A 16018-nucleotide genomic window follows, 5' to 3' on the forward strand; every position below is an offset into this window, starting at 1 on the left:
CTAGCGCTCCCCGGAAGCCGCCAAATCAGGCGCTATTGTAGGCGTTTCGCGCGCGCGGTCACGCCGGAACAGCACGTAGAGTGCCGGCAATACCAGCAGCGTGAGCACGGTCGAGGAGATGATGCCGCCGATCACCACGGTCGCGAGCGGCCGCTGTACCTCGGCGCCGGCGCCGGTAGCAAGCGCCATCGGCACGAAACCGAGCGAGGCGACCAGCGCGGTCATCAGTACCGGCCGCAGCCGCGTCAGCGCGCCCTCGTGCACGGCATCCACGACGGAGAGCCCCTCGCTGCGCAGCCGCTCGATGAAGGCGATGATGACGAGGCCGTTGAGCACGGCGACGCCCGACAGCGCAATGAAGCCAACGCCGGCGCTGATGGATAAGGGAATGCCGCGCAACAGCAGCGCCGCGACGCCGCCGGTCAAGGCCAGCGGCACGCCGGAGAACACGAGCGCCGCATCCGCCGCCGATCCCATCCCCATGAACAGCAGCAGGAACACCAGCGCGAGCGCGACCGGCACCACGATGGTCAGCCGCTTAGTCGCCGAGACCAACTGCTCGAACTGTCCGCCCCAGCCGATCCAGTAGCCCGGCGGCAGCTTGACCTTCTCCGTGACGGCTCCTTGCGTCTCGGCGACGAAGGAGCGCAGGTCGCGCCCACGGACGTTCGCCATCACCACCACGCGGCGCTTGCCGTTCTCGCGGCTGATCTGGTTGGGGCCAGGTGCGATTTCGATCGACGCGACGGAGGACAACGGGACGTAGCGGAGCGCCGTGTTTCCGCCCGGCCAGGCGGCCTTCGTGACGGCCGCCACATCCTCGCCCGGCGGCAGCGGGATCGGCAGCGACTTGATCGCGTCCGGGTTGGCGCGCAGGCTTTCCGGCAGGCGCACCACGATGTCGAAGCGGCGGTCGCCCTCGAACAGCTTGCCGGCCGGCTTGCCGCCGATCGCGATCTCGACGAGGTTTTGCACCTCGCTGAGGCTGAGGCCGTAGCGCGACAGCGCCTGGCGGTCGAGCTTGACGGTGAGGATCGGCAGGCCCGCGATCTGCTCGGTCTTGACGTCGGCCGCGCCCTCGATGCCGCGAACGACGCTGTGAACCTGCTGGGCGATGCCCGCGAGCACATCCAGATCGTCGCCGAAGATCTTGACGCCGACGTCGCTGCGGATGCCGGCGATCAGCTCGTTGAAGCGCATCTGGATCGGCTGGGTCATGCCATAGGCCGTGCCGGGCAGGGTGTTGGCGGCGCGTTCGAGCTCGGCCACCACCTCGGCCTTCGGCTTGGCGGGATCGGGCCATTCTTCGCGCGGCTTGAGCGTGACATAGGTGTCGGCCACGTTCGGCGGCATCGGGTCGTTGGCGATCTCGGCGGTGCCGACCTTGGAGAAGATGGTCGCGACCTCCGGCACCTGCTTGACCGCCTTCTCCAGCCGCAGCTGCATGTCGACGCTCTGGGTCAGGCTGGTGCCGGGAATCCGGATCGTCTCGATGGTGACGTCGCCCTTGTCGAGGCTCGGGATGAACTCGCCGCCCATGCGTGTTGCGGCAAAGAGGCTGCCGGCGACGATGAGGATGGCGCCCAGCGCCACGCTACGACGGTAGCGGATGGCGCGGTCGAGCAGCGGCAGATACAGCCGCCTGGCCGCCCGCATGAACACGTTCTCCTGCTCCGAGACCTTTCCGGTGACGAAGATCGCGATTGCGGCCGGCACGAAGGTGACCGACAGCAGCGCGGCGCCGGCCAGCGCCATCAGCACGGTGAGCGCCATCGGCGTGAACATCTTGCCCTCGGTGCCGGTCAGCGTCAGGACAGGCAGATAGACCACGGCGATGATGAGCGTGCCGAACAGGCTCGGCTTGATCACCTCGCTGGCGCCCGCGCGAATGGTCTGGAGCCGTTCCTCCAGCGAGAGCAGCCGGCCGCGCCGGTGCTGCTCGGCGGCGAGCAGCCGCAGGGAGTTCTCGACAATGATGACCGCGCCGTCGACGATGATGCCGAAGTCGATTGCACCGAGGCTCATCAGATTGGCGCTGACCTTGCTCTCGACCATCCCCGATATCGTAAACAACATCGAAAGGGGAATGACGCAGGCGGTGATCAGCGCGGCGCGGATGTTGCCGAGGATCAGGAACAGCACCGCGATCACCAGCGCCGCGCCCTCGACGAGATTCTTCTCGACGGTCTGGATGGTGGCTTCGACCAGATGCGTGCGATCATAGACCGCGCGCGCGATCACGCCGTCGGGGAGCGATTTTGCGATCTCGTTGAGCCTTGCCGCCACGCGTTGGGCCACGCTGCGGCTGTTCTCGCCGATCAGCAGCATGGCAGTGCCGAGCACGGTCTCCTCGCCGTTGGCGGAGGCCGCGCCGCTGCGCAAATCCTGACCCTCCTGCACCTCGGCGACGTCGCGGATACGCACCGGCACGCCGCCGCGCGAGCCGATCACGATGTCGCGGATCTCTGCGATATTTGCGACCTGGCCGGGCGCGCGCACGAGATATTGCTCGCCGTTGCGTTCGATATAGCCGGCGCCGACATTGGCGTTGTTGGCGGCCAGCGCCGTCATGATGTCGCGAAAGCCGAGCTTGTAGGCCATCAGCCGGCCGGGGATCGGCAGCACGTGGAATTGCCGCTCATAGCCGCCGATCGAGTTGACCTCGATCACGCCGGGAATGGTGCGCAGCTGCGGCTTGATGATCCAGTCCTGGATGGTGCGCAATTCCGTCGGCGTGAACTCAATGCCGCTCGGCGACTTCGCGCCGGGCCTGGCTTCCACCGAGTAGACGTAGATTTCGCCGAGGCCGGTCGAGATCGGTCCCATGGCGACCTCGACGCCGGCCGGCAATTGGTCCTTCGCTTGCTGAATGCGTTCGTTGACGAGCTGGCGCGCGAAATAGATGTCGGTGCCGTCCTGGAACACGACGGTGACCTGGCTCAGGCCGTAGCGCGAGATCGAGCGGGTGTAGTCGAGCTTTGGCAGGCCGCCCATCGCGGTCTCGATCGGAAAGGTGATGCGCTGCTCGGCTTCGAGCGGCGACAGGCCCGGCGCGCGCGTGTTGATCTGGACCTGGACGTTGGTGACGTCAGGCACGGCGTCGATCGGCAGCCGTGTGAAATTCCAGACACCGAAGGCGCCGGCCGCGAGCGCAAAGAGGATCACGAGCCATCGCTGGCGGATCGAGAAGCCGAGGAGGGCGTCAATCATGATCGGCGTCTCCCTTGCCCATCTCTGCCTTGACCACAAAACTGTTCTCGGCGACGTAGCGCTCGCCGGCCGCAAGGCCTGCGCGGATTTCCACGTATCCCGGATCGGAGTCGCCGAGTTCGACCGGGCGCGCCTCGATCTTGTCGCCGTCCTCGCGGACAAACACGATGGTCCTGTTCTCCAGCGTCTGGATCGCGCTTTTGCGCACGGCGACCGCGACGCTGCGCGCGGCCAGGATCAGCCGTGCGGTGACGAACAGGCCGGGGCGCAAGCGCCCGTCCGGATTGGGCAGCACCACGCGCGCGAGCGCGGTCTGGGTCTCACTCGACCCGATCGGCGCGATATAGGTGATCGTGCCCTTGATCTCGCCGCGGCCGTCGTCGGGATCGATCAGCACCTGGTCGCTGATGCGGACGCGCTTGAGGTCCTGCCGGTAGATCGAGAGATCGACCCAGATGGTGGACAGGTCGGCGACGACGAAGGCCGGCTTCTGCTCGGAGGCGTATTCGCCGAGCGAAATCTGCCGCTCGATGACGGTACCGCCGATCGGCGCCTTGAGCTCGTAGACCGTGAGGCTCTGGTTGCTCTCGATCGCGGCGAGCAGATCGTCCTTGCCGACCTTGTCGCCGATGCGCTTCAGAATCGATTTGGCAACGCCGGGAAAGCGCGGCGTCACCTGCACCACGGCCTCCTGGTTGGCGCGCAAAATGCCGTTGAAGGCAAGCGTATCGGTCAGCGTGGCGCTCGCGGCCTCCGCCAGCGTCACGCCGGCGGCCGCGAGCTTGACGTCGGAGATCTTAATGCGGTCGGCGCCGTGCTCATCCTGCTCGACGTGGTCGTTCGGCCTCTCCGGCTTCCTGTCCACGGCATGCTCGGTCGGTGCGACCTTGGCCGGCACGAGGATGGAATAGCCGTAAGCGCTGAACGAAGCCGCAACGATGGCGACGAGGAGAGTGGAGGATGTCTTCATCGTGCGCCCTCCCGGGCCAGCGTAAAGGGATTGCCGACGAGGCCTTCGATGGTCGCAACGCCGGCGTGGAAGTTCTGAAGGGCCTCCTGCTCGCGCAGACGCGCCTGCGACACGCTCGCCTGGGCGTCGAGCACCTCGAGCAGCGTGAAGCGGCCCTGGCCGTAGCCTTGCGAGATCGCCTCCGCCGCCTCCGTGGCCTTGGGGATGGCAGTCTCGCGCAGCACGGCGAGCTCGCGCAGCGAGCCCTGGAGCGAGTCGTAGGCGCGGCCGGCGATCACGATCAGCGTGTTGCGGTTGGCCTCGCGCTCGGCCCTGGTCTTGGCGAGGCTTTCCTGCGCCGAGAGGATGTTGCCCTGGTTCTGGTCGAACACGGGGATCGGCACTGAGACGGTGAGGCGCACCGCATCGTCGTTGGTCTCGTTGAAATGGCGCCAGCCGGCGGCGATCCGCACGTCGGGATAGGGTTTTAGCCGTGCCAGCAGCAGCTCGGCATTGCGCTGGGCAAAAACCGCGGTCCAGCGCACCAATTGCGGATTGGCGTCGATGGCGGCGACGACCGACTGGAACGTCGGCGGCCGTCCCATGGTGTCCAGCCGACCGGAGACCTCACCGAATTTTGGCGTTGGATCGCCCATCAGCACCGCAAGCTCGCGCCGGGCGCTCGCCAGCGTCGCCTTGAAGCGCTCGCGATCGGCTTTCACCAAAGCGGACGCGACCTCGGCGCGGCCGGTTTCGGCCGGCGAGGAGGCGCCGGCCTCGACGCGGCGGCGCAGCAGCGGCGTCAGCCGGTCAATCGCGGTGATCTGTTCGTCGAAGATCTGGATACGCCGCTGCGCACCGAGCACGCTCAGGAACGCAATCGCGGTCTCCGACAGCACCTCTAACCTGATCGCCTTGCGCTGGATCGCGGCGACCTCGATGCCGGCGGCGCCTGCGGCAATGCGAGCCTCACGCTTGCCGAACAGCTCAAAGGCCTGGCTGATCTGGAGCGTGGTCTCGGCCGATTTGGTGCCGCGATAGATGCCGGAGCCGAAGGAATTGTCCTGCTCATAGGACAATTCCGGATTGAGGAGGGCGCCCGCCTGGATGCGCTGCCCCGTGGCGATGCCGACATCGCGTTCCGCCGCCGTCAGGCGCGGGCTCGCGGCCAGCGCGCGCGACAGCGCTGCGCGCATCGTCAGGGTCTGGGCGTGTGAAGTCAGCGCAAAGAATGGGCTGACGAGAATAGCCATCGCGCACGCGATGCGCGCGGCTGTTCGCCTGCAAAACATGAAAAGAACCTGCGAAGGAGAACCGATGGGCGCCAGCTGCGCCCGGTTGATCCGTTCAGGTCAGGTGTTTGGGAGGCGGGGAGTCCGTATCGGGCGCGACGCCCACGAGCGCAGGCTGCCGCGGCGGGATCGGCGCGGCAACGATGTCGACCGTGGCTGCGGACTGCACCGGTTGCACGACGGCGACGGAGAAGCAGCCGTGGCAGTGATGGCCGCCGAGTGCCTTGTGGTCGTCATGGCCGGCAGAGCCGTCGTCGAGGATCGAGGCGATCTCCGAGCCGCCGGCCGGACTGGTGACATCGATGTCGTGCGCGCCATGCAGCACGCCCGACAGCATATACATGACCGCAATGAGCACAGCCACAAGCCCGCGCCAGTTGCGCGGGTGGCTGAGTCTGAGGAGGCGGCGGTTCAGGACCACGAATTCACTCTTGCTGTCGGTTCGGCTGCCCTAGCATGGCATTGGGAACAGTGTCGACCCGCAATAATATTACGTGTGGGGAACTCAACGTCGCAGGCACATGCGCTGATGCGACTGCAAGCGCCTCGCAAATGCTGGGATCACGGCCTCATTCGGCAGCCTCCGAGACCGCCTCCGGCATCACTGCCCCATCGCCGAAACGCAGCCCAAAGCCCTTCGCCAGCCCAAAGATCGCGGGGATCACGATCAGCGTCAGCAGCGTCGACGAAATCATGCCGCCGATCATGGGAACGGCAATGCGCTGCATGATCTCAGATCCCGTTCCGCTACTCCACATGATCGGCAGCAGGCCGGCCATGATCGCAACCACCGTCATCATCTTCGGGCGGACGCGTTCGGCGGCGCCTTCCATGATGGCCGCGTCGAGATCGTCGCGAGTCGGGGGGCGGCCTGCGTGCGCGCAGCGCGCTTTCGTCTCGGCGAGTGCCTGGTTGAGATAGATCAGCATCACCACGCCGGTTTCGGCCGCGACACCCGCCAGAGCAATGAAGCCGACGGCGACCGCGACCGAGAGGTTGAAGCCGAGCCACCACATCAGCCACAGCCCGCCGACGAGGGCGAAGGGCAGGGACAGCATCACGATCATCGTCTCCGTGACCGAGCGGAAGTTGAGATAGAGCAGCAGGAAGATGATCAGCAGCGTCACCGGCACCACGATCTTCAACCTCGCGGTGGCACGTTCGAGATATTCGTACTGTCCGCTCCAGACCACATAATAGCCCGGCGGAAACTGGATGCTTGCCTGTACGGCGCGTTGCGCGTCGGCGACATAGCCGCCAAGGTCGCGGTCGCGGATGTCGACGTAGATGTAGGCCGCGAGCTGCCCGTTCTCGGTACGGATCGAGGTCGGCCCACGCGCGGGGGTCACGCTTGCGACCTCGCCGAGCGGGACGGCGCCACCGCCCGGCATCGGCACCAGGATGTCGCTGGCGATCGCCTTCGGATTGTCGCGCAAGTCGCGGGGATAGCGCATGTTGACGGTGAAACGCTGCCGGCCTTCCAAGGTCGTCGTCACCGTCTGGCCGCCGAGCGCGGTCGCGATCGTGTCCTGCACGTCCTGCACCATGATGCCGTAGCGCGACAGTGCCTCGCGGTCCGGCGTGATCTCGAGGTAGTAGCCGCCGAGGCCGCGCTCGGCATAGGCCGAGGAGGTGCCGGGCACTGCCTTGAGCACCTGCTCGATCTGCCGGGCCAGCTTGTCGATCCCGGCAAGATCGGGGCCCATGACCTTGACGCCAACGGGCGTGCGGATGCCGGTCGAGAGCATGTCGATGCGCGCCTTGATCGGCATAGTCCAGGCGTTGGAGACGCCGGGAAACTGCAAAGCCTTGTCCATCTCGGCGATCAGGCTGTCGACAGTTACGCCTGCGCGCCACTGTTCCTTCGGTTTCAGGTTGACGATGGTCTCGAACATCTCCGAAGGCGCGGGGTCGGTCGCGGTCGCTGCGCGGCCAGCCTTGCCGTAGACCGAGGCGACCTCCGGAAACGAGCGGATGATCCGGTCCTGGGTCTGCATCAGCTCGGCTGCCTTCGTCACGGAAATGCCGGGCAGCGTCGTCGGCATGTAAAGCAGGGTGCCTTCGTTGAGGTTCGGCATGAACTCGGAGCCAAGCTGACGCGCCGGCCAGATCGAGACGGCAAGCACGCCGAGCGCGAGCAGGATCACGAGGATTTTCGCGCGCAGCACAGCTGATATCACCGGCCGATAGATCCAGATCAGAAAGCGGTTGATCGGGTTCTTGTGCTCAGGGATGATTTTGCCGCGAACGAAGATCACCATCAGTGCCGGCACCAGGGTGACCGACAGCAGCGCCGCCGCCGCCATCGCAAAAGTCTTGGTGAAGGCGAGTGGGCTGAACAGCCGACCCTCCTGCGATTCCAGGGTGAAGATCGGCGTGAACGACACGGTGATGATCAGAAGGCTGAAAAACAGCGCCGGGCCGACTTCGGTGGCGGCCTCGATCAGGATCGCCACCCGCGAACGGCCGGGCTCGGCACGTTCGAGATGCTTGTGCGCGTTCTCGATCATGACAATCGCGGCGTCGATCATGGCGCCGATCGCGATAGCGATGCCGCCGAGGCTCATGATGTTGGAGCCGATTCCTAGCAGCTTCATCGCCCCGAACGCCATCAGCACGCCGACGGGGAGCATCAGGATGGCGACCAGCGCGCTGCGCACATGCAGCAGGAACACGATGCAGACGAGGGCGACGACGATGCTCTCTTCGAACAGCGTATGCTTCAGCGTGTCGATCGCCGCGTAGATCAGGTTCGAGCGGTCGTAGACCGGGACGATCTCGACAGATTTCGGCAGGCTGGTCGCGATCTCCTTGAACCGCTTCTTGACGTTCTCGATGACATCGAGCGCGTTCATGCCGAAGCGCTGGAGCACGATTCCGCTCGCCACTTCGCCCTCGCCATTGAGCTCGGCGATGCCGCGCCGCTCGTCCGGCCCGAGCTCGACGCGGGCAACGTCGCGCAGCTTGACCGGTGTTCCGCTGTCGGTCTTCAGCACGATGTTGCCGAGATCGTCGATGCTCTTGAGATAACCCTTGCCGCGGATGACATATTCGAACTCGGAGAGTTCGACGGTGCGGCCGCCGACGTCGGTGTTGCTGGCGCGGATGGCGTCGCGCATCTTCGCCATGGTGATGCCGAGGTCGCGCATGCGCTGCGGGTCGAGGATGACGTTATACTGCTTGACGAAGCCGCCGACGCTGGCGACTTCTGCCACGCCTTCGGCCTTGGCGAGCGCGAATTTCAGGTTCCAGTCCTGGATCGTCCTTGTCTCGGCAAGGTTCAACTCCTTGGACATCACCGCATATTGGTAGACCCAGCCAACGCCGGTGGCGTCCGGGCCGATCGTGGGCGTGACGCCGGCGGGCAGCCGCGCTGCGGCACCGTTGAGGAATTCGAGCACGCGCGAGCGGGCCCAATAGATGTCGGTGCCGTCCTCGAAGATGACGTAGACGAAGGAGACGCCAAAGAAGGAGAAGCCGCGCACAACCTTCGATTTCGGCACCGTCAGCATGGCGGTGGTGAGGGGATAGGTGACCTGGTCCTCGATCACCTGGGGCGCCTGTCCCTGATATTCGGTGTAGACGATAACCTGGGTGTCGGAGAGATCGGGGACGGCGTCCAGCGGCAGATGGAGCAACGCATAGAGGCCCGCGGCGGCGGCGAAGCCGGCGCCGAACAGCACCAGCAGCAGGTTGCGTGCCGACCAGGCGATGATGCGTGCGATCATGGCTTGGCTCCCATTGCCTTCTCGCTGTCTTGCGCGTGACCGGATTCAGAAAATCCCTTGAGCGCGGCCGTCAGATTGCTTTCGGCGTCGATCAGGAAGTTGGCAGAGGTCACGACCGCATCGCCCTCGACGAGGCCGTCGCGGATCTCGACATAGCCGTGGCCCCTCCGTCCGAGTATGACCTCGCGTGGCTCGAAGCGGCCTTGTCCCCTGTCGAGGAGAACGGCCTGCTTGCTGCCGGTGTCGAGCACCGCGCTTTCAGCCACCGCGAGCACCGGCGTCGGAGTGCCGGTATCGATCTCGGCATCGACATACATGTCGGGAAGCAGCGCAAGATCGGCGTTGGTCAGTTCGATCCGCACGCGTGCCGTGCGCGTCTCCTTATTCACCTGCGGATAGATGACGCTGATCCGGCCTTTGAAATCCCGGCCGGGATAACTGCGCGCGCGCACCGTCACGGGTTGGCCGACGGCGATACCGCCGAGGTCACGCTCCGAAATATCGACGTTTGCCCACACCAGCGAGGTATCGGCGATGCGGAACAGGACGTCGCCGGGCTGGGCGCGCATGCCCTCGATGGCGCTGCGCTGGAGCACGATGCCGTCGCGCGGGGACAACCATTGGACGGTGATCGGGACTGAATGGCTCTTCTCCATCTCGGCGATGATGGGTTCGGGGACGTCCAGATTGACCAGCCGCTGCCGCGAGCCGCGGCCATAAGGCTCGATGCCTGCGGTGGTTTTTGAGGTGATTGTCGCGAGATATTCGGCTGCCGCGGACGACACTGCGGAGCTGTAGATATCCATCAGCGGCTGCCCCTTTGTCACGCGGCTTCCCGTCGTGACGTCAGCGACTTTCTGCACAAAACTCTCGGCGCGCATCGCGACCACGGAAACCCGCCGTTCGTCGAGCTGGATCGTGCCGGGCGCGCGCACCGCCGTCCTGATGGGGCGCAATTCGGCCGGCTCGGATTTGACCCCCGTACGCTGGATCTTGCCGGGCGACAGCTTGACCGAGCCGTCGTCGCTGTCGTCGCCTTCGTAGACGGGGATGTAGTCCATGCCCATCGAATCCTTTTTCGGTGCCGGGGAGGTGTCGGGCAGGCCCATCGGGTTGCGATAGTATTTGATCTTGCGCTCACCTTTGGGCTCGGCCGTCTTCATCTCCGGTGGCGAACCCGGCTCATCGAAGCTGATATCAGCGCTCGCGGGGACGGCGCGATACTCTCGCTCGTCCGGCGTTTTTTTGGGCGTTGATGAATAGAACGGCTTGCCATCCGGGTCCTGATAATAGAGCGGAGCGCCCGTATCTGCAGCGTCAGCGGTGGACAGGATCGTGCCCAACTTCGGTAGCGAAGGGGCGCCGGCGAACAGCGCGGCACATGCCGCTCCGATCATCGCAGCGGCAGTGACCATGAGGTTGACGCGAGTCATTTCTCGGCCGTGACAACGAGCTTGTTTTCGAGCGTTCCGTTTTCGCCCTGCACCTTGGCGCCGAGCGAAAGTTGCCATCGCCCGGCCATGCCGAAGGTGGCCTTGAAACGGTAGGTGCCGGGCTCGGTGCCGGGCATCGGCGTGACCTTGGTAGCCATCTCCTGCATGCCGTCGGGAGCCATGTCGAGCCGGCGGGCGAAGATCACCGCATCTGGCACCGCCTTGCCGGAGGTCTTGTCGACCAGTCGCACCGTCACGATGCGATCGGCGCCGGCCTTGACGGTCGGCTGGACGAGCTGGAATTCGTAGTTCTTGATTTCGGCACGGGCGGCGCCCGCAAGGGCAGCAGCGATCAGCGCGGCCATGGCGGCGCGCGCGACGTTGGACGTCTTCATGATTTCAATTCCTCGATGGGTCTGATGGAGCAGCCATGACCGCACGTAACAGGGTGACGCGCAGCAGGCCGGCAAACAGCGATGCGCGCGGGTTCCGACGCGCATCTTCGTCAGGCGCGTGAGCGCCGATCAGACCAAGGTTCGAGGGGGATGATCCGGAGGGGGGCGGGTGAGGCCGTCAGCAATGATATCATCATGCGGCTGGAGCAGCTCAAGCGCACGCGGACTGAACATTGCCGTCACGACCGCTGGTCCACCTTGCAACACCTTCAACATGCAGATCGCGAGGAGAGGACAGTCCTGGCATTGCTTGCTGTTCTGCTCATCGGGGCAGCAGGGCATGTCGGCCGACATGTCCTGCGCGTCGGTCATCTGCATATCGCTCGCCATCAGGGGTACCGCCGCCGCTGGTGTCACCAGCGGCGCAACAGCCAGTCCCGCGGTCACGAGGACCGCGAGCATGAGCCTGAGGATGCGACGAGCAATCATGGTGTGACACTCTCACAGGGGGGCAACGCTGGAAAGCCCCTCGGTTCACAAGTGTGCGAGCAGGGCACTCTGGTGGTTAACCGTCTCGAACGATCGCGGAGCACCATGTTATTGCGCAGTCCTAACGGGATTTGGGCCCTCCCTGATAACGCCATCCGGATGAGCCGGCGGTCGGCACAGTCGAGGGCAGGGATTCGCGATCATAGGCGAACGCGGAGGTCAGGCCGCGTTCCGAGGTAGCTGCCCTGGATTGTGTGGCTTGCCTCGCCTCGTTCGGCCGGTAGCTCCTGTCGGAGATGGTCGAGCCCGCCTGGGCGCTGGCGGAAAGGGCTGCCAGTAGCGTGATTGCGAGAAGGCTTTTCGTCAACATGGTCCCGGCTCCATCATTTTTCCGAAACGCATTCATTGCGCTTCTAATGAGGAGTTCGCAGCCAGCCTCTCGAAGGTTACAGGCTCACGGCGACGTGAGGGCGGCGTCTGTCACCATCGCAACAGCCGGGGTCCCAAAATCGCGCCTGCGAGGGTGCACAGCACGATCGTGCCGCCATACCAGAGCGCGACGAAGGGCAGCGAGTCGTCGGTGCAGTGAAGCGCATAGGCCATCGCGCTCACGCCACCCGCGACAAGCCCGCTGAAGGCGCCGGTACGGACCAGATTGGTCGGCGCCGCCTGTCGCACGGCCCAGATAACGACGGCAAACGGGACGATCGCAATGATCGGAATGGAAATGAGGCATTCCAGCCATTGATCGCCCATCACCATCCTGTCCCAGTGTGAGCTCGGCGCCTGCCCAAGGCTGACGCCGGCGAGCAGCAGGATCGCCACAAACGGCAGTGCGGCGAGGCCTGGGGATACGCGCCGCTCCCCTCCGGGACGCGCCAGCCGCGCCAAATAGACAGATGCCGCACCTGCCGTGCCGATCGCGAACACGAGCTTCAGGAAGAGAAAAATGACGGCACGAGGCGTGGTCAGGTCCACGCGGACGCCAAGTGCGACAAGCGTCACACCGATCGCAACAGCCGTTGCTGTCGCGAGCGCAATGCCCAAGCTGCGGTTGACCAGCCGCCGATTGACCGGTTCGACGTTCACGCTGAGTGCAGTAATCAGCTCGTCGGTCTTCATGTTTGGATCCTCTGTGTGATCAACGCCGCCAAGGCTTTCAATCCGCGATGAATATTGACCTTCACGCCGGATTCCGAAATACCGCATCGCCGTGCCGCCTCAGCTACGCTCAGTCCTTCGAGTTTCACAGCCTCGATGGAGCATTGCATCTTTTCCGGCAGGCGCTTCAGCAGCCGCCTGAGATCGAAGCTGCTCTCGGCGCTGAGGTGATCGTCATTCGCTGTGACTTCATTGGCTTCATCGATCGGCACGTCGGCGACGGACGCCCGATTCCGCCGCAGGAAATCGATCAGCTTGTAGCGCGCGATCGCGTGCACCCAGGGCGTTAACAGCTCCTGCGGATCGTAGGTGTGTCGCTGGAGGTGGATCGCCAGCACGGCCTCCTGAACCAGATCCTCGGCCTCCGCCACGCCTCGGCCTATCTTCGCAAGTTTGCCCTTGTAGTAGGCGCGCAAATGGCGGCTCAACCGCTCAAGCAGCACGCGATGCGCCGCCGCGTCGCCATCCTGGCTGGCGAGCATCAGTGCCTTGAGCTCAGTTTCCGTGGTCGTCATGCCCGCCATCTATCAGCAAGTTCGCCCACACAGCCGTTTTGGTTACAGCTCATCGGCAAAAATGCTAGTTACCGGACTGTAATTGGACGTGCTTGTTGTTGAGGATCGGGGGCTTTCGGCATCGGGAGGATAAGCTGTGAGCAATTCGAGCCACCGGGCGCATTGGGAAAACGTATATGAGACCAAGGACGAGCGCGAGGTCAGCTGGTTCCAGGAAAGCCCGGCTCCGTCGCTCGACCTCATTGCTCTCACGGGCGCCACGACGTCGTCCGCGATCGTGGATATTGGAGGAGGCGCATCGCGGCTGGTCGACGCCCTGCTGGCCATGGGACACCGGGACGTCACCGTGCTCGATCTGTCAGCCGCGGCACTCGCGGCGGCGCGCGAGCGTCTTGGTCGCGATGCTGACAGGGCGAAATGGATTGTCGCAGACGTCACCGCGTGGCGTCCGGAGACGAGGTATGATGTCTGGCACGATCGGGCGACTTTCCACTTTCTCAATGCGCCCGAGGAGCAGGCCGCTTACATCGACCGGCTTCGGCAAGGACTGAAGGTCGGCGGATACGCCATCATCGGAACGTTCGCGCTCGATGGACCCGAGAAGTGCAGCGGCCTGCCGGTGACGCGGCACGGCGCCGACACGATCGGCGCGTTGCTTGGCTCCGGATTCGCGCTGAAGGACACTCGCCAACACCAGCACAAGACGCCGTGGGCGTCGGTGCAAAGCTTTCAGTTCAGTACGTTTCTCCGAGCCGGATAAGCGATGCTGGCGTCGCCTGGCGGCCTTGCGGGGAACTCGATATCGCTCATGCTCGACACGGAAAGGCCCCAGCCCAGGGGCTGACCGGCTGAGGCTACAATCTCGATCCTTGGGACACGTATAAACAACTCACCCCGCATCATTTCCGCCGAAACCACGGATCGGGAAAGTTCCGCATCGCCCCTTTGCGTGCGGCGCCGGGACCGAGGCCGGCCGCGCCCGCAGGTTTCAGTCGTCGCCCAACGGCTCGAAGCTCGTGCAAAGGAGGGCGGTTTCGTGAGCCGTGATTGAAGCCCGATGGAACCGACAGTGGAACTCGGCGGTCGTTCTCGCCCTTCCTGAGCAAGCGCTGGTGGCGCCCATCCTGAGAAAAACGCAGCCTCGGCACGGACCCGCTGTGGCTTGTGGGAGAGGCGTACCGATGCGTTTCACGATCGCATCCAGAGAGTTCCGCAGCTTCACACAGTCCTCCGTGACCAGCGCAGCGACCGCGGTCGCGATGGTGCTGATTGGGTCGTGTTGTGCAAGCAGTCTTTCACCTTGCGGGGTCACACAAAGCACCACCGATCGTTTGTCGCGCTCCGAAGGTCTGCGGACGACGAGCGACCTGTCCTCGAGAGCGTTGACGATCTGAGTTGCGGTGGCTCGGGTCGAAGCGAGATAGTCGGCCAGCGCAGTCGGCGTTCTCGAAAATCTGTTCGCGCGTGCCAGAAAGCGCAGGGCCGTCCATTCCCGATCCCGCAATCCGCGCGGATCGTCGGGGAGATGGCAGGCACCCGCCGCTTGAACCAACAGCTGGACGGTTTCGCGGATGAGGGGCATGGTCACTTTCGTTGAGCCAAATCAAAGTTGGCAAGGGTGATCGCCCGTGAAGTGACGCCGAAGGCGATCTGCGCCCGCAGAATCGGTCCGGCGTCCCTCTTGCGATGTAGAAGTGGGTAGGAATGCCGTCTTGCGATTGCGGGCCGAATATTTGCTGTTTTGGGTCAAAACGCCGTTGCCAACGCCATGCGCCGCACCAACCGCCTCAGCTCCATACCCAGTGCGACCGGAGGGATCGCGCGATTGGCGTGCGATCGCGTTCGCAACGCAGGAAAAAATCTCGCGGAACTGGTGTCGAGGGCGGAGCTAACGCTCGATCTCATCGATCAGCCCGACTGTCGTCTCGACGTGAATGCTCAGATCAAGCTGTTGAATCTGGCGGCCGAGGCGTTGCACGACGACTTTCTCGGTTTCCATCTGGCGCAGGATTTCGATCTGCGCGAGATCGGGCTGCTGTATTACGTCATGGCATCGTCGGAGTCCCTGGCAGACGCGCTTCGGAATGTTGCCCGCTACAGCATGTTGAACAACGAGGGTGTTGAGGTCTCCATTGATCTCCATCGCACGACTGCGATCGTGCTCAACTATGTGGACGTCGAGCGTTACTCCGATCGTCATCAGGTCGAGTTCTGGCTGGGTGCCTTGATACGCGTCTGTCGGCAGTTGACCAGCAGCCAGTTGATTCCGGGCCAGATCAGGGTGAGACATCACCGTTCCGAATTGCCTGCGGACGTTCTGGCTTTTCTGCGCTGTGGTATTGAATTTGGGTCGAATGCCGACGAGATCGTGTTCGCTGCTTCTGCGGCGTCCTTTCCGTCGATCGATGCCGACGCGTACCTCAACAGGCTGCTGATGACCTACGCCAACGAGGCCTTGGGCAAGCGCGGCTCGCTGAACTCAAACCTTCGAACGCGCGTGGAAGATGCGATTGTCCAGGCGTTGCCTCACGGCCGGGCAAACGTGGACGCGATCGCCGGCCGTCTCGGCATGAGCCGCCGTACTCTCGCACGTGCGCTGGCGGCAGACGGTCTGACGTTTTCGGAGCTTCTCGACGAGTTGCGAGCTGCTTTGGCCAAACGATATCTGAGCGAGAAGGAGCTGCCGATTTCGCAGATCGCCTGGTTGCTCGGGTATCGCGAGGCCAGTTCCTTTACGCACGCCTTCGGTCGTTGGACCGGTTCAACGCCCCGGCTGTTTCGCGCCGCCCAATCCAGTGGTCGACGTACGGCGAGCGAGGGGCGTGGCGGAACGAGGTAAGCGCCTC

Annotated in this window: 13 protein-coding genes; 2 read left to right on the forward strand and 11 right to left on the reverse strand. The window is 64.4% G+C overall.

Annotation, left to right across the window (positions count from 1 at the left end; genetic code table 11):
• From ACPPVR_RS19930 to ACPPVR_RS19975, 10 genes are all read right to left on the reverse strand, one after another.
• Complete coding sequence (locus ACPPVR_RS19930; RefSeq protein WP_426615840.1) at nt 1-3210, reverse strand: efflux RND transporter permease subunit; 3210 nt, start codon at nt 3208-3210, stop codon at nt 1-3.
• A complete protein-coding gene (ihpB, locus tag ACPPVR_RS19935) occupies nt 3203-4180 on the reverse strand; it encodes a divalent metal ion exporter adaptor subunit IhpB (RefSeq protein WP_426615841.1) in 978 nt (325 codons plus the stop codon). The genes ACPPVR_RS19930 and ihpB overlap by 8 nt, the downstream gene beginning before the upstream one ends.
• Entirely contained in the window at nt 4177-5451 is a 1275-nt protein-coding gene (ihpA, locus tag ACPPVR_RS19940) for a divalent metal ion exporter subunit IhpA (protein ID WP_426615842.1), read from the reverse strand. Before ihpA ends, ihpB begins: the two co-directional genes overlap by 4 nt.
• 55 nt (nt 5452-5506) lie before the next feature.
• Complete coding sequence (locus tag ACPPVR_RS19945) at nt 5507-5872, reverse strand: hypothetical protein (RefSeq protein WP_426615843.1); 366 nt, start codon at nt 5870-5872, stop codon at nt 5507-5509.
• A 148-nt stretch (nt 5873-6020) separates the two neighbouring features.
• Nucleotides 6021-9179 (reverse strand): efflux RND transporter permease subunit, encoded by a 3159-nt coding sequence (locus ACPPVR_RS19950; protein ID WP_426615844.1) that lies wholly within the window; start codon nt 9177-9179, stop codon nt 6021-6023.
• Complete coding sequence (locus ACPPVR_RS19955; protein WP_426615845.1) at nt 9176-10612, reverse strand: efflux RND transporter periplasmic adaptor subunit; 1437 nt, start codon at nt 10610-10612, stop codon at nt 9176-9178. The genes ACPPVR_RS19950 and ACPPVR_RS19955 overlap by 4 nt, the downstream gene beginning before the upstream one ends.
• Nucleotides 10609-11007 (reverse strand): FixH family protein, encoded by a 399-nt coding sequence (locus ACPPVR_RS19960; protein ID WP_426615846.1) that lies wholly within the window; start codon nt 11005-11007, stop codon nt 10609-10611. Before ACPPVR_RS19960 ends, ACPPVR_RS19955 begins: the two co-directional genes overlap by 4 nt.
• A gap of 129 nt (nt 11008-11136) precedes the next feature.
• Nucleotides 11137-11496 carry a hypothetical protein gene (locus ACPPVR_RS19965; RefSeq protein WP_426615847.1) on the reverse strand — a complete coding sequence of 120 codons (360 nt, stop codon included), beginning with the start codon at nt 11494-11496 and terminating at the stop codon, nt 11137-11139.
• 480 nt (nt 11497-11976) lie between these two features.
• Nucleotides 11977-12618, reverse strand: coding sequence for a DUF1109 domain-containing protein (locus ACPPVR_RS19970; RefSeq protein WP_426615848.1), 642 nt, complete (start codon nt 12616-12618; stop codon nt 11977-11979).
• Nucleotides 12615-13172, reverse strand: a complete 558-nt coding sequence (locus ACPPVR_RS19975; RefSeq protein ID WP_426615849.1) for a sigma-70 family RNA polymerase sigma factor — start codon at nt 13170-13172, stop codon at nt 12615-12617. The genes ACPPVR_RS19970 and ACPPVR_RS19975 overlap by 4 nt, the downstream gene beginning before the upstream one ends.
• A gap of 136 nt (nt 13173-13308) precedes the next feature.
• Between ACPPVR_RS19975 and ACPPVR_RS19980 the strand changes: the two genes are divergently transcribed.
• The gene (locus ACPPVR_RS19980) at nt 13309-13932 is read left to right on the forward strand and encodes a class I SAM-dependent methyltransferase (RefSeq protein WP_426615850.1); all 624 of its coding nucleotides are present in this window, start codon (nt 13309-13311) and stop codon (nt 13930-13932) included.
• A 228-nt stretch (nt 13933-14160) separates the two neighbouring features.
• Here the strand turns inward: ACPPVR_RS19980 and ACPPVR_RS19985 are convergent, their stop codons facing one another.
• Nucleotides 14161-14754 (reverse strand): MarR family winged helix-turn-helix transcriptional regulator, encoded by a 594-nt coding sequence (locus ACPPVR_RS19985; protein WP_426615851.1) that lies wholly within the window; start codon nt 14752-14754, stop codon nt 14161-14163.
• A gap of 186 nt (nt 14755-14940) precedes the next feature.
• Between ACPPVR_RS19985 and ACPPVR_RS19990 the strand changes: the two genes are divergently transcribed.
• Nucleotides 14941-16011, forward strand: coding sequence for an AraC family transcriptional regulator ligand-binding domain-containing protein (locus ACPPVR_RS19990; protein ID WP_426615852.1), 1071 nt, complete (start codon nt 14941-14943; stop codon nt 16009-16011).
• Nucleotides 16012-16018 lie beyond the last annotated feature (7 nt).

Source organism: Bradyrhizobium sp. McL0616 (assembly GCF_049993385.1).
GTDB lineage: Bacteria > Pseudomonadota > Alphaproteobacteria > Rhizobiales > Xanthobacteraceae > Bradyrhizobium.

Bases quoted from the DNA above. Each gene is read 5' to 3' on its own strand.
- ACPPVR_RS19930 (WP_426615840.1), bottom strand. From the start codon at position 3,210: ATGATTGACGCCCTCCTCGGCTTCTCGATCCGCCAGCGATGGCTCGTG.
- ihpB (WP_426615841.1), bottom strand. From the start codon at position 4,180: ATGAAGACATCCTCCACTCTCCTCGTCGCCATCGTTGCGGCTTCGTTC.
- ihpA (WP_426615842.1), bottom strand. From the start codon at position 5,451: ATGTTTTGCAGGCGAACAGCCGCGCGCATCGCGTGCGCGATGGCTATT.
- ACPPVR_RS19950 (WP_426615844.1), bottom strand. From the start codon at position 9,179: ATGATCGCACGCATCATCGCCTGGTCGGCACGCAACCTGCTGCTGGTG.
- ACPPVR_RS19955 (WP_426615845.1), bottom strand. From the start codon at position 10,612: ATGACTCGCGTCAACCTCATGGTCACTGCCGCTGCGATGATCGGAGCG.
- ACPPVR_RS19960 (WP_426615846.1), bottom strand. From the start codon at position 11,007: ATGAAGACGTCCAACGTCGCGCGCGCCGCCATGGCCGCGCTGATCGCT.
- ACPPVR_RS19965 (WP_426615847.1), bottom strand. From the start codon at position 11,496: ATGATTGCTCGTCGCATCCTCAGGCTCATGCTCGCGGTCCTCGTGACC.
- ACPPVR_RS19970 (WP_426615848.1), bottom strand. From the start codon at position 12,618: ATGAAGACCGACGAGCTGATTACTGCACTCAGCGTGAACGTCGAACCG.
- ACPPVR_RS19975 (WP_426615849.1), bottom strand. From the start codon at position 13,172: ATGACGACCACGGAAACTGAGCTCAAGGCACTGATGCTCGCCAGCCAG.
- ACPPVR_RS19985 (WP_426615851.1), bottom strand. From the start codon at position 14,754: ATGCCCCTCATCCGCGAAACCGTCCAGCTGTTGGTTCAAGCGGCGGGT.
- ACPPVR_RS19990 (WP_426615852.1), top strand. From the start codon at position 14,941: ATGCGCCGCACCAACCGCCTCAGCTCCATACCCAGTGCGACCGGAGGG.